Annotated in this window: 17 protein-coding genes; 14 read left to right on the forward strand and 3 right to left on the reverse strand. The window is 67.4% G+C overall.

What is annotated here, in order from left to right; genetic code table 11:
* Positions 1 to 18 precede the first annotated feature (18 nt).
* From treZ to BLS61_RS15860, 10 genes are all read left to right on the forward strand, one after another.
* A complete protein-coding gene (gene treZ / locus BLS61_RS15815) occupies positions 19 to 1,749 on the forward strand; it encodes a malto-oligosyltrehalose trehalohydrolase (protein ID WP_090432388.1) in 1,731 nt (576 codons plus the stop codon).
* A complete protein-coding gene (gene malQ, locus BLS61_RS15820) occupies positions 1,746 to 3,800 on the forward strand; it encodes a 4-alpha-glucanotransferase (protein WP_090432390.1) in 2,055 nt (684 codons plus the stop codon). The genes treZ and malQ overlap by 4 nt, the downstream gene beginning before the upstream one ends.
* A complete protein-coding gene (locus tag BLS61_RS15825) occupies positions 3,793 to 6,567 on the forward strand; it encodes a malto-oligosyltrehalose synthase (RefSeq protein ID WP_090432392.1) in 2,775 nt (924 codons plus the stop codon). Before malQ ends, BLS61_RS15825 begins: the two co-directional genes overlap by 8 nt.
* A complete protein-coding gene (locus BLS61_RS15830) occupies positions 6,554 to 6,823 on the forward strand; it encodes a DUF2934 domain-containing protein (protein ID WP_090432394.1) in 270 nt (89 codons plus the stop codon). Before BLS61_RS15825 ends, BLS61_RS15830 begins: the two co-directional genes overlap by 14 nt.
* A gap of 10 nt (positions 6,824 to 6,833) precedes the next feature.
* The gene (gene glgX / locus BLS61_RS15835) at positions 6,834 to 8,954 is read left to right on the forward strand and encodes a glycogen debranching protein GlgX (RefSeq protein ID WP_090432513.1); all 2,121 of its coding nucleotides are present in this window, start codon (positions 6,834 to 6,836) and stop codon (positions 8,952 to 8,954) included.
* A 181-nt stretch (positions 8,955 to 9,135) separates the two neighbouring features.
* The gene (locus tag BLS61_RS15840; RefSeq protein ID WP_090432396.1) at positions 9,136 to 10,404 is read left to right on the forward strand and encodes a zinc-dependent alcohol dehydrogenase; all 1,269 of its coding nucleotides are present in this window, start codon (positions 9,136 to 9,138) and stop codon (positions 10,402 to 10,404) included.
* 17 nt (positions 10,405 to 10,421) lie between these two features.
* Positions 10,422 to 11,210, forward strand: coding sequence for an endonuclease/exonuclease/phosphatase family protein (locus tag BLS61_RS15845; RefSeq protein WP_090432398.1), 789 nt, complete (start codon positions 10,422 to 10,424; stop codon positions 11,208 to 11,210).
* Positions 11,207 to 12,409, forward strand: coding sequence for a cardiolipin synthase ClsB (gene clsB, locus BLS61_RS15850; RefSeq protein WP_090432400.1), 1,203 nt, complete (start codon positions 11,207 to 11,209; stop codon positions 12,407 to 12,409). Before BLS61_RS15845 ends, clsB begins: the two co-directional genes overlap by 4 nt.
* Positions 12,406 to 13,380: a lysylphosphatidylglycerol synthase domain-containing protein gene (locus BLS61_RS15855; RefSeq protein WP_090432402.1), complete on the forward strand. Its 975-nt coding sequence runs from the start codon at positions 12,406 to 12,408 to the stop codon at positions 13,378 to 13,380. The genes clsB and BLS61_RS15855 overlap by 4 nt, the downstream gene beginning before the upstream one ends.
* 119 nt (positions 13,381 to 13,499) lie before the next feature.
* Positions 13,500 to 13,721 carry a hypothetical protein gene (locus tag BLS61_RS15860; protein ID WP_090432404.1) on the forward strand — a complete coding sequence of 74 codons (222 nt, stop codon included), beginning with the start codon at positions 13,500 to 13,502 and terminating at the stop codon, positions 13,719 to 13,721.
* Positions 13,722 to 13,854: 133 nt separating this feature from the next.
* Here the strand turns inward: BLS61_RS15860 and BLS61_RS15865 are convergent, their stop codons facing one another.
* The gene (locus BLS61_RS15865; protein ID WP_090432406.1) at positions 13,855 to 16,314 is read right to left on the reverse strand and encodes a glycogen/starch/alpha-glucan phosphorylase; all 2,460 of its coding nucleotides are present in this window, start codon (positions 16,312 to 16,314) and stop codon (positions 13,855 to 13,857) included.
* Positions 16,315 to 16,497: 183 nt separating this feature from the next.
* Between BLS61_RS15865 and BLS61_RS15870 the strand changes: the two genes are divergently transcribed.
* From BLS61_RS15870 to BLS61_RS15885, 4 genes are all read left to right on the forward strand, one after another.
* Positions 16,498 to 16,926 (forward strand): hypothetical protein, encoded by a 429-nt coding sequence (locus BLS61_RS15870; RefSeq protein WP_090432408.1) that lies wholly within the window; start codon positions 16,498 to 16,500, stop codon positions 16,924 to 16,926.
* Positions 16,926 to 18,014 (forward strand): DUF3182 family protein, encoded by a 1,089-nt coding sequence (locus tag BLS61_RS15875; protein WP_090432410.1) that lies wholly within the window; start codon positions 16,926 to 16,928, stop codon positions 18,012 to 18,014. Before BLS61_RS15870 ends, BLS61_RS15875 begins: the two co-directional genes overlap by 1 nt.
* Complete coding sequence (locus tag BLS61_RS15880; protein ID WP_090432412.1) at positions 18,011 to 18,781, forward strand: alpha/beta hydrolase family protein; 771 nt, start codon at positions 18,011 to 18,013, stop codon at positions 18,779 to 18,781. Before BLS61_RS15875 ends, BLS61_RS15880 begins: the two co-directional genes overlap by 4 nt.
* Positions 18,782 to 18,850: 69 nt before the next feature.
* Positions 18,851 to 19,264, forward strand: a complete 414-nt coding sequence (locus BLS61_RS15885; protein ID WP_090432414.1) for a CBS domain-containing protein — start codon at positions 18,851 to 18,853, stop codon at positions 19,262 to 19,264.
* 140 nt (positions 19,265 to 19,404) lie between these two features.
* Here BLS61_RS15885 and glgB read toward each other — a convergent pair whose 3' ends face one another.
* Together glgB and treS are read right to left on the reverse strand one after the other, a co-directional pair.
* On the reverse strand, positions 19,405 to 21,567 hold the full coding sequence (gene glgB, locus BLS61_RS15890) for a 1,4-alpha-glucan branching protein GlgB (RefSeq protein ID WP_090432416.1): 2,163 nt from the start codon (positions 21,565 to 21,567) through the stop codon (positions 19,405 to 19,407).
* Positions 21,564 to 24,866, reverse strand: coding sequence for a maltose alpha-D-glucosyltransferase (treS, locus tag BLS61_RS15895; protein WP_090432418.1), 3,303 nt, complete (start codon positions 24,864 to 24,866; stop codon positions 21,564 to 21,566). Before treS ends, glgB begins: the two co-directional genes overlap by 4 nt.
* Positions 24,867 to 24,869 lie beyond the last annotated feature (3 nt).

Here is a 24,869-nt window from a genome sequence, read left to right on the forward strand (position 1 = left end):
AGCCATGGTGCTCGGCCAATGGCCGATGGACGCGTGCGCTTCGCCCTCTGGGCACCCAGCAGCCGCCAGGTGGAAGTGGAACTGCAGGACGGTGGGCTGCTGCCGATGCAGGCCGAGGACGACGGCTGGTTCGTCGCGCTGCTGCAATGCCCGGCCGATACCCGCTATCGCTACCGCATCGACGGTCAGTGGTCGGTCCCGGACCCGGCCTCGCGCCGCCAGGTCGAGGACGTACATGGTTTCAGTCAGGTGGTCGATCATGCCGCCTACTCCTGGCAGCACCGCGAATGGCAGGGGCGGCCCTGGCACGAGACGGTGCTGTACGAGTTGCACGTCGGTCTGTTCGGGGGCTTCCGGCAGGTCATCGAGCACCTGCCGCACCTGGCCGACCTGGGCGTCACCGCCCTGCAGCTGATGCCACTCAACGCCTTCTCCGGCACGCGCAACTGGGGCTACGACGGCGTGCTGCCGTTCGCTCCGGCCAACGCCTACGGCAGCCCCGAGGAACTCAAGCAGCTGATCGACAGCGCCCACGCCTACGGCCTGATGGTATTCGTCGATGTGGTCTACAACCACTTCGGCCCGGACGGCAACTATCTGGGCGTGTACGCGCGGCAGTTCTTCCACGAGGAGCGCATCACCCCCTGGGGCGCCGCCATCGACTTCAGCCGCCCGCAGGTGCGCGACTTCTTCTGCGAGAACGCCCTGATGTGGCTGCTCGACTACCGCGTCGACGGCCTGCGCCTGGACGCCGTGCACGCCATCGACGATGACGACTTCCTCAAGGAGCTGGCGGCGCGCGTGCGTTCGGCGGTGCCGACAGGGCGCCAGGTGCACCTGGTGCTGGAGAACGAGCACAACGCCGCGCATCTGCTGCGCGACGGCTTCGATGCGCAGTGGAACGACGACGGCCATAACACCCTGCATGCCCTGCTCACCTTCGAGAACGAAAGCTACTACGCCGACTACGCCCAGGCGCCGACGCGCAAGCTGGCCACCTGTCTGGAGCAGGGCTTCGTCTACCAGGGCCAGGTCAATCGTCACGGCCAGCCACGCGGCGAGCCCAGCGCCGACCTGCCGCCGCACGCCTTCGTGCTGTTCCTGCAAAACCACGACCAGGTGGGCAACCGCGCCTTCGGCGAACGTTTGACGCTGCTCGCCGACAGCGATGCGCTGAAGGCGGCCACCGTGCTCCTGCTGCTGTGCCCGATGGTGCCGCTGCTGTTCATGGGTGAGGAATGGGGTAGCAAGCGGCCGTTCCTGTTCTTCACCGATTACCACGACGAGCTGGCCAATGCCGTGCGCGAGGGCCGGCGCAACGAGTTCGCCGACTTTTCCCAGTTCAATTCGGCGCACAGCCGCGAGGCCATCGCCGATCCCAATGCCGAGGCCAGTTTCCAGCGCTCGCTGCCGGACCTGGCGCCGGCGCTGGAGCCCGAGCAGCGCGAGTGGCTGGCGTTCTATCGCGGCCTGCTGCAGGTGCGCCACAGCCGCCTGCTGTCAGGCCTGCACCAGGCCCGCAGCCTCGGTGCGCAGGTGCTCGGCGATGGCGCGGTACTGGCGCGCTGGCGACTTGGCAACGGCCCGGCGCTGAGCATCGCCGTCAACCTGGGCACCAGCGCCGTGCCCCTGCCGACGACGGCCATGCACGGCGAACGCCTGTACAGCCTGCGCATCGACGACGCCGACCTGCGCCAGGCGCAATTGCCGGCGCGCAGCGCCCTGGTCACCCTGGAGCCCGCCCGATGAGCGATCGATTACTGGCCGAATTGGCCCAGGCCGCGGACCTCAGCATCGACTGGATCGACGCCCACGGCCAGCCGCAGAGCGTGACCCCGGAAGCCCAGCGCAACCTGCTCGAGGCGCTGGGCTACCCGGCGCAAAGTCCCGAGCAGATGCGTGAAAGCCTCAACTCGCTGGTACAGCGCCAGGCGCTGCCGGAGGACGCCGCCCTGCTGTTGCAGGATCAGGGGCAGCCTCTGGCGCTGAGCCTGTACCCGGCGCACAGCCCCTATCGGCTCACCGACGAGCAGGGCAACGTCAGCGAGGGCCGCCTCGATGCGGACGGCCGCCTGCCGGCGCAAGCACTACCCGGCTATTACCAGCTCGACATTCGCGATACCCGGCACCGGCTCGCCGTCGCGCCTGCCGCCTGCATGTCGGTACCCGAGCTGTGCGGCAAACCGCGCATCTGGGGGCTGACCGCCCAGCTCTACGGCTTGCGCCGTGCCGGTGACGGCGGCCTGGGCGATACACTGGCCGTGGCGGACCTGGCCCGGCATGCGGCCAATCACGGCGCCGATGCCATCGCCCTGAGCCCGGTGCATGCGCAGTTCAGCGCCGATCTGCAAAGCTACGGCCCCTACTCGCCATCCAGCCGCCTGTTCTTCAACACCCTGTACGCCGCCCCCGTCACCCTGCTGGGCGAGCAGCGCGTCAGGCACGCCATTGAGGTCGCCGGGCTGCACAGCGAAATGAGCCGCCTGGAAGCGCTGGAGCTGATCGACTGGCCGGCGGTGGCCGCTACCCGTCAGCGCCTGTTGCGCCAGTTGTACAGGGACTTCTGCCACGACCCCGGGCAGCTGCAGGCGCGCTTCGAGGCGTTTTGCACCGCCGGCGGCGACGCGCTGCAGCAGCATTGCTGCTTCGAGGCCATCCATGCGCAGCGCCTGCGCGAGGGCGCCAGCGGCGACTGGCGCACCTGGCCGCAAGCCTTGCGCAGCCCCAACCTCGGTGCGGTGACCCGTTTTGCCGTCGAGCATGGCGATGAGCTGCGCTTTCACGCCTTCTGCCAGTGGCTGACCGCTCACGGACTGGAAACCGCCCAGGCCAGCGCCAGCGGCGCCGGCATGGGCATCGGCCTGATCGCCGACCTGGCGGTGGGCGCCGATTGTGCCGGCAGCCAGGCCTGGTCGCGCCAGGACGAACTGCTGCCGCACGTCACGGTGGGTGCGCCCCCGGACATCATCAACCGTCAGGGGCAGAACTGGGGCGTCGCCGCCTTCTCGCCGCAGGGCCTGCGTCAGCACGGCTTTCGCGCCTACATCGAGATGCTCCAGGCCAACCTGGCGCACGCCGGCGGCATCCGCATCGATCATGTGATGGGCCTGCAGCGGCTGTGGGTCATCCCCCAGGGCGCGGAGTCGCAACACGGCGCCTACCTGCGCTACCCGCTGGACGATCTGCTGCGCCTGCTGTCGCTGGAGTCGCATCGCCATCGTGCGCTGGTGATCGGCGAAGACCTCGGCACCGTGCCCGAGGGCCTGCGTGACAAGCTCGCCGCGCGCAATATCCTCGGCACGCGGGTCCTGCTGTTCGAGCAGGACGACCTCGGCTTCGTCCCGGCCGCACGCTGGCCCGCCGATGCCCTGGCCACCACCACCACCCACGACCTGCCGACGATCAAGGGCTGGCTCGCCGGGCGCGACCTGGAATGGCGGGTGCGTGCCGGGCAGCGCGACGCCGAGCTGCTGGAAGGCGACCACGCCGAGCGCGCCGGCGAACGCGTGGCGCTGCGCCAGCTGCTGGAACGCCAGGGCATGGTCAGCGGCGGTGATGACGACGCCTGCCTGCAAGCCTGCATCGAACAGGTCGGCCGCACGCCGGCGCCCCTGGCCCTGCTGCCGCTGGAGGATGCCTGCGGCCTGGAGCAGCAGCCCAACCTGCCCGGCCCCGGCGATATCCACCCCAATTGGCGGCGGCGCTATCCGCTGGCGGTCGGCGAACTGCTGGAGCAGCCGGCCACCAGCGCACGTCTGGCCGCCCTCGACGGCGCACGCCGGGAGACTGACGATGACTGAGTTGCGTGCCACGCTGCGTGTGCAGCTGCACAAGGACTTCACCCTGTTTGACGCGGCAGCCCAGGTGCCCTACCTGGCGCAGCTGGGCATCAGCCACCTGTACGCCTCGCCGATTCTAACTGCGCGCCCCGGGTCGCAGCACGGCTACGACGTGATCGACCCGAGCCGCATCAACCCCGAACTGGGCGGCGAAGCCGCGCTGCTGCAACTGGTGGAAACCCTGCGCGGCCACGGTATGGGGCTGATCCTGGACATAGTGCCCAACCACATGGCGGTGGGTGGCGACGGCAACCCCTGGTGGCTGGACGTGCTGGAATGGGGGCAGGACAGCCCTTACGCGAGCTTCTTCGACATCCAGTGGCAATCCCATGATCCGCTGCTCAGCGGCCAGCTGCTGGTGCCCTTCCTGCGTAGCGACTATGGCGAGGCGCTGCGCGACGGTACCCTGCAGCTGCACTTCGATGCCGAGCGCGGGCGCTTCCATGCGCAGCACTTCGAGCATCGCCTGCCGCTGACGCCGCCCAGCTACGCCATCATTCTGCGCGGCAGCGAGGATGCCGGCCTGCGCGAGCTGGGCCAGCGCTTCGCCCGTCTGGGCAGCATCGCCGACCGCCGCGCTCAGGCCGAGCAGCTGTGCGCCGAACTGGCCGCCCAGGCACACCAGGTCCCGCCGCTGCTCGACGGTTTTCAGGGCACTGACGAAGCGGCGCAGAAGCGTCTGCATGCGCTGCTCGAGCGCCAGCACTACCGCGTGGCCAGCTGGCGCACCGCGGCGGACGACATCAACTGGCGGCGCTTCTTCGACATCAACGAGCTGGGCGCGCTGCGCGTCGAGCATCGCCAGGTGTTCGAACAGACCCACGCCAAGGTCTTCGAGCTGATCGAACGCGGCCTGATCGACGGCCTGCGCATCGACCATATCGACGGCCTGGCCAACCCGCGCGCCTATTGCAGCCGCCTGCGCCGGCGCATCCGCCAGTTGCGCGGCGACGTGCCCTTCCCCATTTTCGTGGAGAAGATCCTCGGTGCCGGCGAACAGCTGCCGCAGCAATGGCCGGTGGACGGCAGCACCGGCTACGAATTCATGAACCAGGTGTCGCTGCTGCAGCACGACCCGCATGGCGAGCTGCCGCTCAGCGAGCTGTGGCAGACGCTCAGCGGTCGCCCGGCGGCTTTCGAGGAAGAGATTCAGCAGGCGCGCCGCCTGGTGCTGGAGGGCTCGCTGGCCGGGGATCTGGAGGAAGTCGCCCAGCGCCTGCTGCACGTCGCGCGCCACGACATCGCCACGCGCGACCTGACCCTCGGCGCCATCCGCCGCGCGTTGCGCGAGCTGATCGTGCATTTCCCGGTATATCGCACCTACGCCCAGGCCTGCGGCCGCTCGCAGCAGGACCAGCGCTTCTTCCAGCAGGCACTGGACGGTGCCCGGCAGACCCTGGCCGAGGCTGACTGGCCGATGCTGCCGCATCTCGACGACTGGCTTGGCGGCGCCTCGCTGCGCACCCTGTCCCCAGGCCGTGCGCGGCGCCTTCGCGCCCAGGCGCTGACGCGCTTCCAGCAATTGACCTCGCCGGTGGCGGCCAAGGCCGTCGAAGACACCGCCCTGTATCGCGCCGGCGTGCTGCTGTCGCGGTATGACGTGGGCTTCGATGCCGAGCATTTCAGCGCCAGTGTCGAACGCTTTCACCAGGCCTGCGCCGAACGCGCGGCGCAGCACCCGCTCAACCTGCTGGCGACCGCGACCCACGACCACAAGCGCGGCGAAGACTGCCGCGCACGCCTGGCCGTGCTCAGCGAGCGCGCCGCCTGGTTCGCCGAACGGGTCAGACACTGGCATCGCCTCGCACAACCGCTGCGCAGCGCCGAGCTGCAGCAGGCGCCGGACGGCGGCGAAGAGGCGATCCTCTATCAGGCACTGATCGGCAGCTGGCCACTGGAGCTGAAAGCCGACGATCAGGCCGGACTGCAGGCCTACCTGCAGCGTCTGCTCGGCTGGCAGCGCAAGGCGCTGCGCGAGGCCAAGCTCAACAGCGCCTGGAGCGCACCGAACGAAGACTACGAAGCGGCCTGCGCCGACTTCCTGCGACGCCTGCTATGCGAGCCCGCAGGGCTGGCCATGCGCCAGGAACTGGTCGATGCCGTGGCCGAGGTCGCGCCCGCCGGCGCCCTGAACGGTCTGGTGCAGTGCCTGTTGCGCATGACCACGCCCGGTGTGCCCGACCTTTACCATGGCTGCGAATTCTGGGACTTCAGCCTGGTCGACCCGGACAACCGCCGCCCCGTGGACTTCCCCGCACGACTGGCGGCCTTGCAGGCCGAGGACGATCCGGCGGCCAGGCTGGCCAGCTGGCAGGACGGACGCATCAAGCAGTGGCTGATCCATCAGGTGCTGAGTTTGCGCGCCGAGCGCCCGCAACTGTTCAGCCAGGGCAGCTATCGCCCGCTTGGCGTCACCGGCGAGCACGCCGCCCAGGTGCTGGCCTTCCTGCGCAGCCAGGGCGACGAGCACCTGCTGGTCATCGTGCCGCGCCTGGCGGCGGGTCTGCTCGGCGAGCAGCAGGTGCCGCACGTGCCTCCGCAGCGCTGGGGCAATACCAGCGTCGTGCTGCCGGAAGAATTGCGCGGCCGGCAGGTCACCGACCTGCTCGGCGACTGCCAGGCCACCACCGATCAGGGCGTAGCGCTCAGCGCGGCATTGGCCGCGTTTCCGCTCAACCTGCTTCGCATCACCCCGTTATCACAGGAGCCACGCCATGAGCATCGATGAACAGCGTATCCGCGAGTTTGCCTTCCAGATCTGGGAATCCGAAGGGCGCCCGCATGGTCAGCACGAGCGGCACTGGAAGATGGCCAGCAAGTTGGCCGAAGCCGAGGCGCAGGCACAGGCCCAGGTGCAGCCCCAGGCCGCACCCAAGCCGCGACGTATCAGCAAGCCGAAGACAGTACCGCTGAGCGAGGCCGAACAGCCTGCGCTGCTGAAGAAACCCCGTGCCCCGCGCACCCCCAAGACGCCAAAGGCCTGAGGTCATGACCATGCGCAAACAGCAGCGCTCACGCGTTACCGAAGGCAGACCGTTTCCGCTGGGTGCCAGCTGGGACGGCCTTGGGGTCAACTTCGCCCTGTTCTCGGCGCATGCCACGCGTGTCGAACTGTGCCTGTTCGACGAGCGCGGCGAGACCGAGATCGAGCGCATCGAACTGCCGGAACACACCGACGAGATCTGGCACGGCTACCTGCCCGACGCGCGTCCGGGCCAGGTCTACGGCTACCGGGTGTATGGCCCCTACGAGCCGGAGGCCGGGCACCGCTTCAACCCCAACAAGCTGTTGATCGACCCCTACGCCAAGCAGCTGGTGGGCAAGTTGCAGTGGTCGGAGGCGCTGTTCGGCTACACCATCGGCCATGCGGATGGCGATCTCAGCTTCGACGAACGCGACAGCGCGCCCTTCGTGCCCAAGTGCAAGGTGATCGACCCGGCCTTCACCTGGGGCGAGCAGCCGCCACCGCGCATCCCCTGGGACAGCACGGTGCTCTACGAGGCGCACCTGCGTGGCCTGAGCATGCGCCACCCGGCGGTGCCCGACGCGCACCGCGGCACCTGCGCCGCGCTGACCAACCCGCAGCTGCTGCGCTACCTGCGCGAATTGGGCGTCTCCAGCCTCGAGCTGCTGCCGGTGCATGCCTTCGTCAACGACCAGCACCTGCTGGAAAAAGGCATGAGCAACTACTGGGGCTACAACAGCATCGGCTTCTTCGCGCCTCACCCGGCCTACCTGGCCAGCGGCAAGATCAGCGAGTTCAAGGAGATGGTCGCGCACCTGCACGCCGCCGGCCTGGAGGTGATCCTCGACGTGGTTTACAACCACACCGCCGAGGGTAACGAGCGCGGCCCGACCCTGAGCATGCGCGGCATCGACAACGCCAGCTACTACCGCCTGATGCCCGATGACCGGCGCTACTACGTCAACGACACCGGCACCGGCAACACCCTGGATCTGAGCCATCCCTGCGTGCTGCAGATGGTCACCGACTCGCTGCGCTACTGGGCCACCGAGATGCGCGTGGACGGCTTTCGCTTCGACCTGGCGACCATCCTCGGTCGCTACGCCGACGGCTTCGACGAGCGCCACAGCTTCCTCGTCGCCTGCCGCCAGGACCCGGTGCTGAGCAAGGTCAAGCTGATCGCCGAGCCCTGGGATTGCGGCCCTGGCGGCTACCAGGTCGGCGGTTTTCCACCTGGCTGGGCAGAGTGGAATGACAAGTTCCGCGACAACGTGCGCGCCTTCTGGAAGGGCGACGAAGGCGAACTGGCCGAACTGGCCAGCCGCCTCACCGCTTCGGGCGATCTGTACAACCAGCGCGGCCGGCGGCCATTCGCCTCGGTCAACTTCATCACCGCCCACGACGGCTTCACCCTGCGCGACGTGGTGTCCTACGACCACAAGCACAATGAGGCCAACGACGAGAACAACCAGGACGGCACCGACCACAACATCTCCTGGAATCACGGTTGCGAAGGCGAGACCGATGACCCGCAGATTCGCCAGCTGCGTCTGCAGCAGATGCGCAACATGCTGGCCACCCTGCTCTTCGCCCAGGGCACGCCGATGCTGCTGGCCGGCGACGAGTTCGGTCGCACCCAGCACGGCAACAACAACGCCTACTGCCAGGACAACGAACTGAGCTGGGTCGACTGGGCCGTCGACGAGGAAGGCCAGGCGCTGACGGCGTTCTGCCAGCGCCTGATCGCCCTGCGCCGCAGCTACCCGATCCTGCGTCGCGGGCGTTTTCTGGTCGGCCACTACAACGAGGAGCTGGGTGTCAAGGACGTCACCTGGCTGGCCCCCGGCGGCGAGGAAATGACCGAGGCGCACTGGCACGATGGCGAGGCGCGCTGCATGGGCATGCTGCTCGACGGCCGCGCCCAGCCCACCGGCATCAAGCGCAGCGGTGCCGACGCGACCCTGCTGCTGCTGCTCAATGCCCATCACGACGGCCGCAGCTTCCAGCTGCCGGAGGTGGCTGGCGGCAAGCACTGGAGCTGCCTGATCGACACCCATCGCCCGGATGATGCCGACGAGCAGCGCCTGCAGTTCGGCGAAACCCTGGAGCTGGCCGGCCGCTCCCTGCAACTGCTGGAGCTGCAGCGCTGAAACCGCAGCCATGGATGGCAGGCCGAAAAATACCCTGAACCCTGCTTTCGTCCACCGACTCGAAAAACAAAGACGCCGGGCAAACCGTGGCGCCATTTTCGGCGCGCACGGTCGTGCCCTATGGCAGTTGGCTGGCCGTTATCCAGGCGCGCCGGCATCTGCCCGACAACGGGAGACGATCATGAAAGCAGTGGTATTCCACGATATCGGCGACATACGCCTGGACGACGTCGCAGAGCCTCAGGTGCTGGCCAGCACCGATGCGGTGATCCGCATCACCGCATCGGCCATCTGCGGCACCGACCTGCACTTCGTGCGTGGCACCGTCGGCGGCATGCGCAAGGGCACCATCCTCGGCCATGAGGCCGTGGGTATCGTCGAGGCGCTGGGCAGCGACGTGCGCAACCTGAACATCGGCGACCGCGTCGTCGTGCCCTCCACCATCGCCTGCGGCAACTGCAGCTATTGCCGCGCCGGCTACTACGCCCAGTGCGACGTGGCCAACCCCAACGGCAAGCAGGCCGGCACCTCCTTCTACGGCGGGCCGGAAATCACCGGCGCCTTCCATGGCCTGCAGGCCGAGATGGCGCGCATCCCCTTCGCCAATATCGGCCTGGTCAAGCTGCCCAGCGAGATCAGCGACGACCAGGCCATCCTGCTCTCCGATATCTTCCCCACCGGTTACTTCGGCGCGGAGCTGGCCGAAGTCGGCAGCGGTGACACCGTTGCCGTATTCGGCGCCGGCCCGGTCGGCCAGTTCGCCATCGCCAGCGCCAAGCTGCTGGGCGCGGCGCGCGTGTTCGCCATCGACCACCTCGATGATCGCCTGGACATGGCGCGCCGCCAGGGCGCCGAGGTGATCAACTTCGACCGCGAGGACCCGGTAGAAACCCTGCGCCGGCTGACCGACGGCATCGGCGTGGACCGCGCCATCGATGCCGTGGGCGTGGATGCGCAATGCCCGGCCCATGGTCACGCCGCGCATCAGGCCGAAGGCCGGCAATGGCAGCCGGGCGACGCCCCCGAGCAGGCCCTGCAATGGGCCGTCGAGGCACTGGCCAAGGCCGGCACCCTGGGCATCATCGGCGTTTATCCGCAGCAGGCGCGCGAGTTTCCCATCGGCCAGGCGATGAACAAGAACCTCAGCGTCAACATGGGCAACTGCAACCATCGCCGCTACATCCCGCAGCTGATCGAGATGGTGCAGGCCGGACGCATCGACCCGGCGAAGATCCTCACCCAGGTCAAACCCATGAGCGACGCCATCGAAGCCTTCAAGGCCTTCGATCGGCGTGATGCCGGCTGGATCAAGGTGCAGTTGCGGCCGGCGAAGAACGACGCCGGCCATGGCAGCGAGGAACAGGTGCATGACGATGCCGCTCTCGACCGGGTCATCGCCGAGGCCGACCCGCTTGGCGAGTCGCGCTCGAAGAAGCCCGGCAGCCTGTGAACGAGTACGCCCCCGAGATGAACCAGACCATTGCCAAGCCGGAGGTGATCATCGACCGCGTGACGCCGGTCAAGCGCCTGCGCGTGCTGACGATCAACACGCACAAGGGCTTCACCCCCTTTAACCGCCGTTTCATCCTGCCGGAGCTGCGCAGCGCCGTGCAGGCCACCGGCGCCGACCTGGTATTCCTGCAGGAGGTGCTCGGCAACCATGCCCTGCATGCCAAGCGCTTCCATGACTGGCCGCGCGTACCGCAGTACGAATTTCTTGCCGACAGCGTATGGCCGCAGTTCGCCTACGGGCGCAATGCGGTGTACCCGGCCGGCGATCACGGCAACGCCCTGCTCTCGCGCTTTCCCATCGTCGAGCATCACAACCTCGACGTGACGGTCAGCGGTACCGAACAGCGCGGCCTGCTGCACTGCCGCCTCGACGTGCCGGGACATGCCGCCGTGCATGCGGTGTGCGTACACCTTGGCCTGCGCGAGGCCCATCGGCGCAAGCAGATCGGCCTGCTGCTCGACCTGCTGGCGACCTTCGAGCCCGAGGCACCGGTGATCGTCGCCGGCGATTTCAACGACTGGCGCCTGCGCGCCGACGAACGCCTGACGCCGCATGGTCTGCGCGAAGCCTTCGGGCACCGGCACGGCAAGCCGGCGCGCAGTTTTCCGGCGCGCATGCCGCTGCTGCGCCTGGACCGCATCTACACCCGCAACGCCACGGCGCATGAGCCGCAGGTGTTGTCTACCCGGCCCTGGTCGCACCTGTCCGACCATGCGCCACTGGCAGCGGAGATCCATCTGTGAGCGGTATCTGGCGAGATGGCAACCAACTGCACCTGCTGATCAACGGCGAGGCCTATTACCCGCGCGTGTTCGAGTGCATTCGCCAAGCGCGCATCGAAGTGCTGCTGGAAACCTTCATCATCCGCGAGGACAAGGTCGGCCTCGAACTGCAGCAAGTGCTGATCGAAGCCGCGCGCCGCGGCGTACGGGTGGTGATCGCGGTGGACGGCTACGGCACCGCCGACCTGCAGCACGAGTACGTCGCGGCGCTGACCCGCGAAGGGGTGAAGATCCACGTCTTCGACCCCAGCCCGCGGCGCCTGGGCGTGCGCACCAACCTGTTTCGCCGCCTGCATCGCAAGCTGGTGGTGATCGACGGCCAGCGCGCCTTCGTCGGTGGCATCAACTATTCTGCCGACCACCTCGGCGACTACGGCGAGATGGCCAAGCAGGATTACGCCGTGGAAGTGGTCGGCCCGGTGGTCAGCGACCTGCACGTGGCCATGCTGCGCCTGCTGCGTCCGGCGGTCAGCGAACCGAGCCCGGCACAGCCCTCCAGAAAGCCGGTGGGCGATGCGCGGGTGATGCTGCTCGAACGGGACAACGAGCGTCACACCACCGACATCGAGGACGAGCACCTGCGCGCCTTCGAGTCGGCGCGCAAGCGCCTGGTGATCGCCAACGCCTATTTCTTTCCCGGATATCGTGTCCTGCGCGCCTTGCGCAACGCGGCGCAACGCGGCGTGCAGGTCACCCTGATCCTTCAGGGGCAGCCGGACATGCGCTGGGTCCAGGCGTTCTCGCGCCTGCTCTACAACTACCTGCTGCGCCATGGCGTGGTGGTCTACGAATACTGCCAGCGCCCGCTGCACGGCAAGGTGGCGCTGGTGGATGACGAGTGGTCCACGGTGGGTTCGAGCAACCTCGACCCACTGAGCCTGGCGTTGAATCTGGAGGCCAACCTGGTGATCCGGGACCGAGCCTTCAACCAGTACCTGCATGATCATCTGCTGGAGCTGTCCGCCCAGCACTGCAAGCGCATCGAACTGGAACGGGTGATCCGCGGCTACTGGTGGCGCGCGCCACTGGTATTCCTGTGTTTTCACTTCCTGCGCCGATTCCCGGCCATCGCCGGCTGGCTGCCGGCGCACCGCAAGAACCTGAAACCGCTGGAGCCAGCCGACAAGGCCGGCGGTTATGAAGAAGGAAAAACCGGATGAACAGCGCTCAGAACAACCCCTGGATGCGCTGGGGCAAGCGCGCACTCACCCTGTTCTTCCTCCTCGCGGTGCCGGCACTGCTGTACATCCTCGCGCGCAACCTGGAGTGGGCCGAGGTGCGCCAGGCGCTAGGTGCGTACAGCATGCAGACGCTGCTGGTCGGCGCGCTGATCGCCCTCGCCAGTTATCTGACCTTCAGTGCCTACGACTTGCTGGGGCGCCAGTACAGCCGCCACCACCTGCCGGCGCGCCAGGTCGTGCCGGTGGCGATGGTCTGCTACGCCTTCAACCTCAACTTCACCACCTGGATCGGCGGTGTGGCCATGCGTTACCGCCTGTACATGCGCCTGGGCCTGAGCGCCTCGACAGTGACGCGCATCCTCAGCCTCAGCCTGCTGACCAACTGGACCGGCTACATGGCGCTGGCAGGGGTGATCTTCGCCCTGCGCCTGGTGCAATTGCCGGACAACTGGGGGCTGGGTGTCACCGGCCTGCAACTGGTCGGCTTTGCCCTGCTGGGGCTGGTCAGCGCCTATATCGGCATCTGCGCCTTTTCCAGGCAGCGCGTATGGCACCTGCGTGAACGTTCGATCACCCTGCCCTCGTTGCGCATGGCCGTGCTGCAGCTGTGCCTGGGCGCTGCCAACTGGTCGCTGATGGCGGCGCTGATCTTCTGGCTGCTGCCCGAGGGGGCGAGCTATACCTCGGTGCTCGGTGTGCTGCTGATCAGTTGCATGGCCGCGGTGGTGGCGCATATTCCCGCCGGGCTGGGGGTGCTCGAGGCAGTATTTCTCGCCCTGCTGCAGCACCAGTACAGCCAGGCCAGCCTGATCGCCGCCCTGCTCGCCTACCGCGTGCTCTATTACCTGCTGCCGTTGATGCTGGCCAGCGTCACCTACCTGGTGCTGGAGAAACGCGCAAAAACCCTGCGCAAGCAGGGCGAGCAACGTATCGAAACCCAGCCCGGCTAGCCGGCCGAGGTGCGCCATGACGACGCCGGGAGCGCCAAGCGCCGCCCGGCGGACGGCGGGAACTTGCGAGCGGATTGCACAGGTCTATCTCACATCACTCAGCACAACTGGAGGTAATCATGGCCAAGCCCCTGCACCTGATCAGCTACATCCTCAACAACCAGCCACACAGCGTCGAGGTCGAATCCGATCGCGAGGAGCTCACCCCGGAGCAGGCGCGCTCCTACCTCAGCGCCCTGCATACCTTCGAATGGCCCAGCCAGTTCACCGACGTGCAGGTCACCCGCGTCCTGCATCCGAAGAAAGGCGGCACAACGCCGGCGCACCGCGTGCAGCGCTAAGGCTATGCACGAAACATCGGTGAGGCGCCGTTGAAAACAGGCGAATGCGAGCCCGGTCCGTTATTCGCCGATTTTTGCGCGGCCGCCGCCATTGCCTGCGCTTCGCCAGACGACTTTGAGCGAAGCCCAGGCGTCAGTCACGCGGCGGCAGCGGTACCTGCCAGATGTCCCGGGCGTATTCGGCGATGGTGCGATCGGATGAGAACCAGCCCATCCGTGCGGTATTGAGCACCGCCGAACGCCACCACTGCTCGGGCCGCTGCCAGCGCTGGTCGACCAGGCGCTGGGCTTTCCAGTAGGCGTCGAAGTCGGCGCAGACCATGAAACGGTCCTCGTACAGCAACGAATCCACCAGGCCCACGTAACGCGACGGGTCGTCCGGCGAGAATACGCCGGCGCGTATGGCGCCCAGGGCAGCCTCCAGCCGCTCCGAGTCGGTCACCACATCGCCCATCTCCAGGCCGAGACGCTGGCGGGCGGCCACCTGCTGTGCGGTCATGCCGAAGATGAACAGATGATCCTCGCCGACCCGCTCGCACATCTCCACGTTGGCGCCGTCCAGCGTGCCGATGGTCAGGGCGCCATTGAGGGCGAACTTCATGTTGCTGGTGCCCGAGGCCTCCAGCCCGGCGGTGGAGATCTGCTCGGAGAGATCGGCCGCGGGGATGATGGTTTCGGCCAGGCTGACGTTGTAGTTGGGAATGAACACCACCTTAAGCAGGCCACGCACGGTGGGGTCGTCGTTGATGGTGCGGCTGATGTCGTTGGCCAGCTTGATGATCAGCTTGGCCTGGCGATAGCTGGCTGCGGCCTTGCCGGCGAAGATCTTCACCCGTGGCACCCAGTCGGTGGTCGGGTCGTTGCGGATGGCCTGGTACAGCGCCACGGTATGCAGCAGGTTGAGCAACTGGCGCTTGTACTCGTGGATGCGTTTGACGTGCACGTCGAAGATCGCCGCGGTATCGAGCTGGATACCCAGCGATTGCCGCACCCGCTCGGCCAGCACCTCCTTGTTGCGCTGTCGGCAGCGCGCGTACTCGTGGCGAAAATCCTCGCGCTCGGCGTAGGGTTCCAGTTCCCTGAGGTGTTCCTCGGGTCGTTGCAGCAGCGCCTCGCCCAGGGCGTCGACCAGCAGATGGGTGAGCCCCGGATTGATCTGGAACAGCCAGCGGCGGAAGGTCACGCCATTGGTCTTGTTGTTCACTCGGTCGGGGTACAGCCGGTGCAGATCGCGGAACACCGTATCGCGCATCAGCCGCGTATGCAGCGCGGAAACCCCGTTGACGCTGTGCGCCCCGAGAAACGCCAGGTTGCCCATGCGCACGCGGCGGCCGTGGTCTTCCTCGATCAGCGACACCGCGCGCAGCAGGCGAAAATCGTGGATGTCCTTGGCGCGCAGCGCATCGATATGCTCGGCGTTGATCAGATAGATGATCTGCAGATGCCTGGGCAGCAGGCGTTCCATCAGCGCCACCGGCCAGGACTCCAGGGCCTCCGGCAGCAGGGTGTGGTTGGTATAGGCGGTGGTCGCCACGGTCAGGCTCCACGCCTGAGCCCAGGGCATGCGATGTTCGTCGACCAGCAAGCGCATCAGCTCGACCACGGCGATGGCCGGGTGGGTGTCGTTGAGCTGGATCGCCGCCTGCTGCGGCAGGCTGCGCAGCTCGGCGTGCAGGCGCAGATGGCGATCGAGCAGGTCCTGCAGCGAGGCGGACACCAGGAAGTACTCCTGGCGCAGGCGCAGCTCCTGGCCGGCCTCGGTGTCGTCGGCCGGGTACAGAACGCGCGAGATGCTTTCGGCGCGCACCTCGCCGGCCACGGCGCCGAAGTGGTCGCCGGCATTGAAGCGATCCAGCTGCAGGTCCTGCTCGGCGCGTGCGCGCCACAGGCGCAGGGTATTGACCGAGGCGCCGCGCCAGCCCACCACTGGCGTGTCGTAGGCGATCGCACGCACCGTCTCCTGCGGCTGCCACTGCAGGCGTGGAACACCCGTGCCATCGTCCAGGGTCGTCACCCCGCCGCCGAAGCCGATGCGATAGGCCACCTCGGGGCGCTCGAACTCCCAGGGGTTGCCAAAGTCCAGCCAGGTTTCGGTCTGCTCGGCCTGCCAACCGTCGATGATGGCCTGGCGGAACAGACCATGTTCATAGCGGATACCGTAGCCATGGGCGGCCAGGCGCAGGGTCGCCATGCTTTCCATGAAGCAGGCTGCCAGGCGCCCGAGGCCACCGTTGCCCAGCGCCGCATCCGGCTCCACCAGGCGGATGCGCTCGAGCTCGACGCCGAGTTCGGCCATGGCCTGCCGGGCCACGTCGAGCAGGCCGAGATTGCTCAGGTTGTCCAGCAGCAGGCGGCCGATGAGAAATTCCAGGGAGAGGTAGTAGACGCGCTTGGCGCCCTGTCGCTCGACCTGGGCGGAGGACTCCTCCCAGCGGTCGATCATGTGATCGCGGGTAGCCAGCGCCAGTGCCTCGAACCAGTCATGGTCGTAGGCGGTGGCTGGGTCCTTGCCCACGGCATAGCGCAACTTGGCCAGGATGGCCGCCTTGAACTGTGCCACGGCACTGTCGGTGTCGCTGTGCGATTCGCTCATAACCTGCCCCTCACGCGCGCGTCGTGTTCGTTGCAGCCGAGGCGTTCGGCTTTACCTTTGGGGCCTTCGCAGGGGCAATGAGTTCAGGGTTTTTCTGCCCAGCGCCCACTGATCAAAAAGCCTGAACTTCGCCTTGCAGGCCTGCCTCACAACTCATGAACGCCACTGTCCCAGGAGAACAACATGCGAGCCATCATTCCCGGTTTGCTGGTCGGCGCACTGGCTGCCGGCGACGCGCTGGCCGAGGCCTGCCACGTCAGCGCCAGTGCCTCCAGCGAGGCCATCAAGGAAGTCGCCCAGGAGTACTGCTACGAATTCGTCGGAATGGACGACGGTGCCATCGACTGGTCCTGCCACAACGAAACCGGCGACATGATCAACAGCCAGCAGCGCAAGGTGGCCAGCTGCGCCGAGGCCCACCTGGGTACCTGCGAAGCGGCGCTGACCCAGGAAACCCTGACCAACCCGCGCTCCGGCGACGATGACCGCGGCGAGCCACGCCCTGCCGTGCCCAACGATGCCAAGGTGCTGACCCATTATTACCAGGTCGGCGACCTCAAGCAGGTGCGTATCGACTGCGAAAGTGCCGGCGGCACCTGGCAGGATCGCTGATGGCTGGCTACGACGGATTGCTCCTGCTGCCTGGCACCACGCCGCGCATGGCCCATGAACGCGCGGTGCAGCGCCTGCTCGGTGAGAAGCTGGCGGCGCTGCTCGGCTGCCCCTTCCTCGGTCCGCGGCAGACGGGCAGCGAGGTGCGTGGCCGCTACTATTTCCTGCCCGAGGACAGCCTGGTCGGCGATACCCGACATCTGGGCATCGAAGGGCCGGATGATTTCTTCGGTGGCCAGGTCGGGCATGCCTTCATCGCCACCAAGGCGATCAGCCACCCGGCGCTCGACGCCCCTCGCAGGCTGCCTGCCGGCTGGTCGGAGCTTTTCGCCCGGCAGGTGCAGAGCGTCACGCTGCAGGGCTTCAGCGTGTTCGATCTGGAGGATGCCGGCGAAGCCGGGCAGCGCCTGCTGCGCCAGGGGCCGGTGCGCCTGAAGCCGGTGGATGGCACCGCTGGCCGTGGCCAGCAGGTGGTGCGTACGCCAGCCGAACTCGACGCTGCGCTGGCGGCGCTCGATGCGCAGCGTGTGGCCCAGCATGGCCTGGTGCTGGAAGAAGACCTGCAGCAACCCATCACCTACAGCGTTGGCCAGATCCGCGTGGCAGGCACGACCCTGAGCTATCACGGCACCCAGCAGCTGACCGATGATGGCCACGGCAATCCGGTCTATGGCGGTTCGCAGCTGACGCTGGTGCGCGGTGACTATCTGGCGCTGATGAGCCTCGAACTGCCGCGTGCGGTGCGCCTGGCGGTGCAGCAGGCGCGCATCTTCGAACTCGCCGCGCTGGAGGTCTATCCGTCGATCCAGGCCTCGCGGCGCAACTACGACGTGGCACTGGGGCTCAATGCCCAGGGGCAGTCGCGCAGCGGCGTGCTGGAGCAGTCCTGGCGCATCGGTGGCGCCAGCGCGGCGGAGATCTTCGCCCTGGAGGCGTTCATCCAGGACCCGCAGCTGCAAACGCTGCAGGCCGCGACCCATGAACACTATCGCGATGCGCCGCCGCCACCAGGCTCGATCTGCCTGTACCGCGGCCAGGAAAGCGAGGACGGCCCCATCGCCAAGTACGTCAAGATGGAGCCGTCATGAGCGCAAGCAGCCAGAGCATCGACATCCTGGTGGATGACCAGCACATCGCCGGCACCCTGGTGACGCCGCCTGACCAGGTCCCCGGGGTGCTCTTCGTCCACGGCTGGGGTGGCAGCCAGCAGCGTGACCTGGCGCGGGCACGTGGCATCGCCGCGTTGGGCTGCGTATGCCTGACCTTCGATCTGCGCGGGCACGAGCGCAACATCGAGGCGCAGGAGCGCGTTTCGCGCGAGCACAACCTGGCCGACATCCTTGCCGCCTACGACCTGCTGGCGGCGCACGAGGCCGTGGACCCCGCCTGTATCGCCGTGATCGGCACCAGCTATGGCGGCTACCTCGCCACCCTGCTGAGCATGCGCCGCCCGGTGCGCTGGCTGGCCCTGCGCGTGCCGGCGCTGTACTGGGACGAGCAGTGGCAGTTGCCCAAGCGTCAGCTCGACGTCGCGCGCCTGGCGGTCTATCGCCGCACGCCGCTGCGGGCCGAGGACAACCTGGCGCTGCGGGCCTGCTCGGACTTTCACGGCGATGTGCTGCTGGTGGAGTCCGAGCATGACGACTTCGTCCCGCACACCACGCTGATGAGCTACCGCAATGCCTTCGACAAGGCCCACTCGCTGACCCATCGCATCATGGCCGGTGCCGACCATGGCCTCAGCGACGACCGCCACCAGCAGGCCTACACGCGCATCCTGATCGACTGGGTCAGCGAAATGGTGGCAGGCGCGCGGGTCGGCGACTACCCGCACCACCTGGTGCGCTATTCCTGAATCGCCGTATCCCTTCGCGGCGTTTCGCCTCGGGCATTGGCCCACTCCACCTGCAAAAGGAGAGCAACGATGAAAATCAGCAAGATCATGACCCGCAACGTGCGCATGCTCGACCCCGAGCGCAGCATCCGCGAGGCCGCCAGCCTGATGGCCGACATCGACAGTGGCGCCCTGCTGATCAATGAAGGCGATCGCCTGGTCGGCATCGTCACCGACCGCGACATCGCCATACGCGCGGTCGCCACCGGCCTGGACGGCAACACGCCGGTGCGCCAGGTGATGAGCAGCAACGTGCTGTACTGCTTCGACGATGAAGATGTCGAACACGTGGCTGCCAACATGGCCGACGTTCGGGTACGTCGGCTGCCCGTGCTCAATCGCGAGAAGCGCCTGGTGGGCGTGGTATCGCTTGGCAATATCGCCTCCGGCCACAGCCGCATGGCCAACGACACCGTGCTGCGTGGCGTGACCTCCGCACACTGACCCCACCTCTGTAGGAGGGGCTTTAGCCGCGATTGGCTGAAGCCCCTCCTACCCTGGCGTCCGGCGCCTTGTGGGCCGGAGCAGAATCACCACTCCAAGGCACACCTCGCCCTCTGTGGGAGGCGCTTCAGCGGCGACGCTTAATGGGCAGGTCGCAGAATCAGCGCACCCAGCGGCGGCAACTGCAGATTCAGCGAGTCGGACTGGCCGTGAGCGGCCGTCTGCTCGCTGTGCAACTCGCCCTGGGTGCCGGCGCCGGAGCCACTCCAGCGGCGTTCGTCGGTATTGAGCAATACCTGCCAGCGGCCGGCATGTGGCACGCCGATGCGGTAACCGTCTAGCACCTGCGGCGTGAAGTTGTGCACCACCAAAAGCGGCGCACTGCCCTCGCCGCCCTTGCGCAGCCAGGCGAACACGCTGTTGCGCGCGTCATCGCCGATCAGCCATTGAAAGCCGCTGTCCTGATCGTCGAGACGGTGCAGCGCCGGCTCTTCCCGATACAGGCGATTGAGCTCGCGCAGCAGCGCCTGGGCTGCGGCATGCTCGGGATACTGCAGCAGGTACCAATCCAGCTGCTGATCATGGTTCCACTCGCGCCACTGGCCGAACTCGCACCCCATGAACAGCAGCTTCTTGCCCGGATGGCTCCACATCAGCGCGAGAAACAGACGCAGGTTGGCGAACTGCTGCCAGCGATCACCGGGCATGCGCCCGAGCAGCGAGCGCTTGCCGTGCACCACCTCGTCGTGGGAGATCGGCAGGATGAAGCGCTCGGAAAATGCATAGTGCAGACCGAAGGTGATCTGGTGGTGATGGTGCAGGCGGTACAACGGGTCCTGCTGGATGTAGCTGAGGCTGTCGTTCATCCAGCCCATGTTCCACTTGTGGCTGAAACCCAGGCCGCCCTGCTGCACCGGGCGGCTGACGCCGGGCCAGGCGGTGGACTCCTCGGCGATCACCAGCGCGCCGGGCACCTCGCTGCGCACCACTTCGTTGAGGTGCTGGAGAAACTCGATGGCCTCCAGGTTCTCGCGCCCGCCGTGGCGGTTGGGAATCCACTGCCCGGCTTCACGCGAGTAGTCGCGGTAGAGCATCGAGGCCACGGCATCCACGCGCAGGCCGTCGACGTGGTACTCGCGCAGCCAGTACAGCGCGCTGGCCAGCATGAAGCCGTGCACCTCGGTGCGGCCGAGGTTGTAGATGCAGGTGTTCCAGTCCGGGTGGAAACCCTCGAACGGGTGCGCGTACTCGTACAGCGCGGTGCCGTCGAACTCGGCCAGGCCGTGGGCATCGTTGGGGAAATGCCCCGGCACCCAGTCGAGAATCACGCCGATGCCGGCGCGGTGGCAGCGGTCGACGAAGGCGGCGAAGCGCTGCGGGCTGCCCAGGCGGGCGGTAGGTGCGAACATCGACAGCGGCTGATAGCCCCAGGAGCCACCGAAGGGGTGCTCCATGATCGGCATCAGCTCGATATGGGTGAAGCCCAGGTCCTGCACGTAGGGAATCAGGCGCTCGGCCAGCTCGTCCCAGTCCGGCGTCCGGTCGTCCTGCCACTGCCAGGACCCGGCGTGCAGCTCGTAGATCGCCAGCGGAGCCTGCGGCGCGTGACGCTGCTCGCGCTCGCTCATCCACTGCTGGTCCTGCCAGGCGAAGGCCTCGCCCTGCGGCACCTTCGAGGCGGTGGCCGGCGGCATCTCGGTGGCCTGCGCCATGGGGTCGGCGCGCAACGGCAGGACGCCATGCGGGCCGAGGATTTCGTACTTGTAGCATTCGCCAGGCTGCAACCGCGGAATGAACAGTTCCCACACCCCGGCCGGGTAGCGCAGGCGCATAGGGTGGCGGCGGCCGTCCCAGCTGTTGAAGTTGCCGACCACCGAGACGCGCCGCGCATTGGGCGCCCATACGGCGAAACGCACGCCCGCCACGCCTTCATGCTCCACTGGCGCGGCGCCCAGGCAGCGCCACAGCTGGCGGTGATTGCCCTCGGCGAACAGGTACAGATCGGTGTCGCCCAGCAGCGGGCCGAAGGCATAGGGGTCTTCGGTTTCCTGCACGCCGCTCGGCCAGTGAATGCGCAGGCAATAGCGCTGCGCCTGGGGCAACGGCAGTTCGAACAGCCCGTCCGGGTCGCTGCAGTGCATGCGTCCCAGCGGCGAGCCGTCACTGGACAGCAGGTCCACCGCATCGGCACCTGGCAACCAGGCCCGTACCAGCGTTTCGTCGCCCTGCGCGTGCGGGCCGAGGAAGCTGAACGGATCGCCGTCCTCGGCGCGCTGCAGTCGCTGCACTCTGTTCTGATTCAAGTTCGCACTCCTGGTAATTGATGAGCGAGATCCACCAGGCCCTGGAGCGGTACATCGATCCAGTCGGGGCGGTGGCCGCTTTCGTAGAGAATTTCATAGGCAGCCTTTTCCAGGCTGAACAGGTTCAGCGCGGCATCCTCGCCATTGCCGTCGCGCCATTCGTGCGGCAGGCCGGCTGCCGCCTGGCGGTAGGCCGCGAGGAATGCCTCGCGGGCGATCTCACGGTAACGCGCCACCAGCGCCGCCACCGTCTGCTGCGAATCGCTGCTGCCGTCCATGCCGCCGGCGCTGCGCTGCGCCACCGCGGCCGCGTAGTCGATGGAGCGCAGCATGCCGGCCACGTCCTTGAACGGGCTGTGGTACTGGCGGCGCTCCTCCAGCGAGCGGTTGGGCTCACCCTCGAAATCGATCACGTAGGCATCGCCCTGCACCACCAGCACCTGGCCCAGGTGGAGGTCACCGTGCACGCGAATGCGCAGGCCGCCGGCCACGTGCCGGGTCAGCTGGTCGAGCGCCTGCTGCAACTGCTGCTCGTGGGCGAGCAGCCAGTCGGTCTGTTCGGCCAGCTTCGGCGCCAGGCCATCGCGCTGCTGCTCGAGGGCACGCAGGGCCTGCTGCAGCTGTTCGCCGATGGACTCGCGCCAGGCGCGGCAGTCCTGTTCGTCGCTCAGGCGGCTGCCGAATGCCGGGTTTTCGCTGGGCCGTGCCAACACCGCGTGCATCTCGCCGACGCGCTTGCCGAGCACGCTACAGAACTGGCTCAGTTCGGCCAGGGCATCGACCTGCGCTTCGCTCATGCCTCCAGTCAGTTCGTCGCGGATGGCGCGCTCGAGGGTGTTGAGGGTCCACAGCCAGGCATCGCCCTGGTTGTCCAGATAGCCCTGCACCACCACCAGGGTGTGCTGGTCCTGCTCGTCGACCCGCACCACCTCGCCCAGCAGTGGCGCGATATGGGCGAAACCCTGGTCGCCGAGGAAGCGGCTCATCTCCACCTCCGGGTGGACGCCGGCAAAGCCGCGGCGCAGCAGCTTGAGCAGGATCTGCCTGCCGACCAGCGCGGAACTGTTGGACTGCTCGGCCGACAGCAGCTTGAAGGCGTTCTCGTCGGCAGCCTCGAGGGCCAGCAGCGCCGGCTCGGCGCGGAACTGGATTTCCCCGGTGGCGCTGTGCAGTACGCGCTCCTGGCGCAACAGGGCGAGCACCGCCTGGCTGAACTGCGGCAGGCTGAAGGCATCGGTCAGCAGCTCCACGTGGCGGCCGCGGCGCAACCTGGCCAGGGCCATCTGCTGCGGCAGGTCGCTGCCGTCGGCACGCTCGGGCACCGCGGCCAGGGGCAGGCGGTAGTATTCGCTGCCCTGCTCGCCGCGCACCTCCAGTTCGGCCAGCAAGGGCGAATTCGCCTCGTCGGCCAGGGGTACCACGTACAGCAGGCGCACGGCGTCGGCGGCGAGGCGCCCGCCCGCGTACCAGCGCCGTTTCGGCAGGTACAGGGGCAGGGACTCGCGTTCGAGAATCTGCCGTGGGCGGCCTTCGAGCACCTCGGCCAGGTCGCGGCTGAGCACCAGGGTCTGCAGCTCGGGCATGCGTTCCACCGGCTTGAGATGCCAGCTGGGCATCTGCGAGGCGTCGGCCAGGTAGAACCAGTAGAAACCGTACGGCGGCAACGTCAGCAGGTAGGGCAACTGGCCGATGGGCGGAAAGGACGCACCGCCGACCATCTCCACCGGAACCCGGTCGTGGTAGTCGGCCAGTTCCAGCTCGACGGCTTGGGCCGCGCTGGACAGGTTGGCCACGCAGAGGATGCATTCCTCGCTGCCCTCCTCGCTGCGGTGCAGGCGCAGGTAGGCGAGGATGCGTCGGTTGCTCGGCGCCAGCATTTCCAGGCTGCCGCGGCCGAAGGCCTTGTGCTGGTTGCGAATGGCGAGCATGCGCCGCGTCCAGTTGAGCAGCGAGTGCGGGTCGCGCGCCTGGGCCTCGACGTTGATGGTCTGGTAGCCGTACAGCGGGTCCATGATCGGCGGCAGCACCAGGCTGGCCGGATCGGCGCGGGAGAAGCCGCCATTGCGGTCCACCGACCACTGCATGGGCGTACGCACGCCGTCGCGGTCGCCCAGGTAGATATTGTCGCCCATGCCGATCTCGTCGCCGTAGTACAGCGTCGGCGTGCCGGGCATCGACAGCAGCAGGCTGTTGAGCAGCTCGATGCGCCGCCGGTCACGCCCCACCAGCGGCGCCAGGCGCCTACGAATGCCGAGGTTGATCCGCGCACGGCTGTCGGCGGCGTAGTAGTTCCACAGGTAGTCGCGCTCGTCGTCGGTGACCATCTCCAGGGTCAGCTCGTCGTGGTTGCGCAGGAAGATCGCCCACTGGCAGTTGGGCGGAATTTCCGGGGTCTGGCGCAGGATGTCGGTGATCGGGAAGCGGTCTTCCTGGGCGATGGCCATGTACATGCGCGGCATCAGCGGGAAGTGGAAGGCCATGTGGCATTCGTCGTCGTCGCCGAAGTACGGGCGGGTGTCCTCCGGCCACTGGTTGGCCTCGGCCAGCAGCAGGCGATCAGGGTAGCGTGCATCCAGTTCGGCGCGAATGCGCTTGAGCACGGCATGGGTTTCCGGCAGGTTCTCGCTGCTGGTGCCGTCGCGCTCGATCAGGTACGGGATGGCGTCCAGGCGCAGGCCGTCGACGCCCATGTCGAGCCAGAAGCGCATGACCCCGAGCACCGCCTCGATGACCCGCGGGTTGTCGAAGTTGAGGTCCGGCTGGTGCGAGTAGAAGCGGTGCCAGAAGTACTGGCCGGCCACCGCATCCCAGGTCCAGTTGGACTTCTCGCTGTCGATGAAGATGATCCGCGTGCCAGCGTATTTCTCGTCGCTGTCGGACCAGACGTAGTAATCACGAGCCTTGGAGCCCTTCTTCGCCCGGCGCGCGCGTTGGAACCAGGGGTGCTGGTCGGAGGTGTGGTTGATCACCAGCTCGGTGATCACGCGCAGGCCGCGCCGGTGCGCCTCGGCGATGAAGCGGCGGGCGTCGGCCAGCGAGCCGTAGTCCGGGTGGACGTCGTTGTACTTGGCGATGTCATAGCCGTCGTCGCGCCGTGGCGAGGGGTAGAACGGCAGCAGCCAGAGGGTGTTCACCCCCAGTTCGGCGATGTAGTCGAGCTTGTCGATCAGGCCCTGGAAGTCGCCGATGCCGTCGTTGTTGGCATCGAAGAAGGACTTCACGTGGACCTGATAGATCACCGCATCCTTGTACCACTGCGGATCGTTGAGAAAGGTCTTGCCGGCGCTGCGCTTGGCCATGGT

It is taken from the genome of Ectopseudomonas guguanensis (genome assembly GCF_900104265.1).
Taxonomy (GTDB): Bacteria; Pseudomonadota; Gammaproteobacteria; order Pseudomonadales; family Pseudomonadaceae; genus Aquipseudomonas; species Aquipseudomonas guguanensis.

Excerpts from the sequence above, each read along its gene's own strand:
- treZ (WP_090432388.1), top strand. The coding sequence starts at position 19 with ATGGCCGATGGACGCGTGCGCTTCGCCCTCTGGGCACCCAGCAGCCGC.
- malQ (WP_090432390.1), top strand. The coding sequence starts at position 1,746 with ATGAGCGATCGATTACTGGCCGAATTGGCCCAGGCCGCGGACCTCAGC.
- BLS61_RS15825 (WP_090432392.1), top strand. The coding sequence starts at position 3,793 with ATGACTGAGTTGCGTGCCACGCTGCGTGTGCAGCTGCACAAGGACTTC.
- BLS61_RS15830 (WP_090432394.1), top strand. The coding sequence starts at position 6,554 with ATGAGCATCGATGAACAGCGTATCCGCGAGTTTGCCTTCCAGATCTGG.
- glgX (WP_090432513.1), top strand. The coding sequence starts at position 6,834 with ATGCGCAAACAGCAGCGCTCACGCGTTACCGAAGGCAGACCGTTTCCG.
- BLS61_RS15840 (WP_090432396.1), top strand. The coding sequence starts at position 9,136 with ATGAAAGCAGTGGTATTCCACGATATCGGCGACATACGCCTGGACGAC.
- BLS61_RS15845 (WP_090432398.1), top strand. The coding sequence starts at position 10,422 with ATGAACCAGACCATTGCCAAGCCGGAGGTGATCATCGACCGCGTGACG.
- BLS61_RS15855 (WP_090432402.1), top strand. The coding sequence starts at position 12,406 with ATGAACAGCGCTCAGAACAACCCCTGGATGCGCTGGGGCAAGCGCGCA.
- BLS61_RS15860 (WP_090432404.1), top strand. The coding sequence starts at position 13,500 with ATGGCCAAGCCCCTGCACCTGATCAGCTACATCCTCAACAACCAGCCA.
- BLS61_RS15865 (WP_090432406.1), bottom strand. The coding sequence starts at position 16,314 with ATGAGCGAATCGCACAGCGACACCGACAGTGCCGTGGCACAGTTCAAG.
- BLS61_RS15870 (WP_090432408.1), top strand. The coding sequence starts at position 16,498 with ATGCGAGCCATCATTCCCGGTTTGCTGGTCGGCGCACTGGCTGCCGGC.
- BLS61_RS15875 (WP_090432410.1), top strand. The coding sequence starts at position 16,926 with ATGGCTGGCTACGACGGATTGCTCCTGCTGCCTGGCACCACGCCGCGC.
- BLS61_RS15880 (WP_090432412.1), top strand. The coding sequence starts at position 18,011 with ATGAGCGCAAGCAGCCAGAGCATCGACATCCTGGTGGATGACCAGCAC.
- BLS61_RS15885 (WP_090432414.1), top strand. The coding sequence starts at position 18,851 with ATGAAAATCAGCAAGATCATGACCCGCAACGTGCGCATGCTCGACCCC.
- treS (WP_090432418.1), bottom strand. The coding sequence starts at position 24,866 with ATGGCCAAGCGCAGCGCCGGCAAGACCTTTCTCAACGATCCGCAGTGG.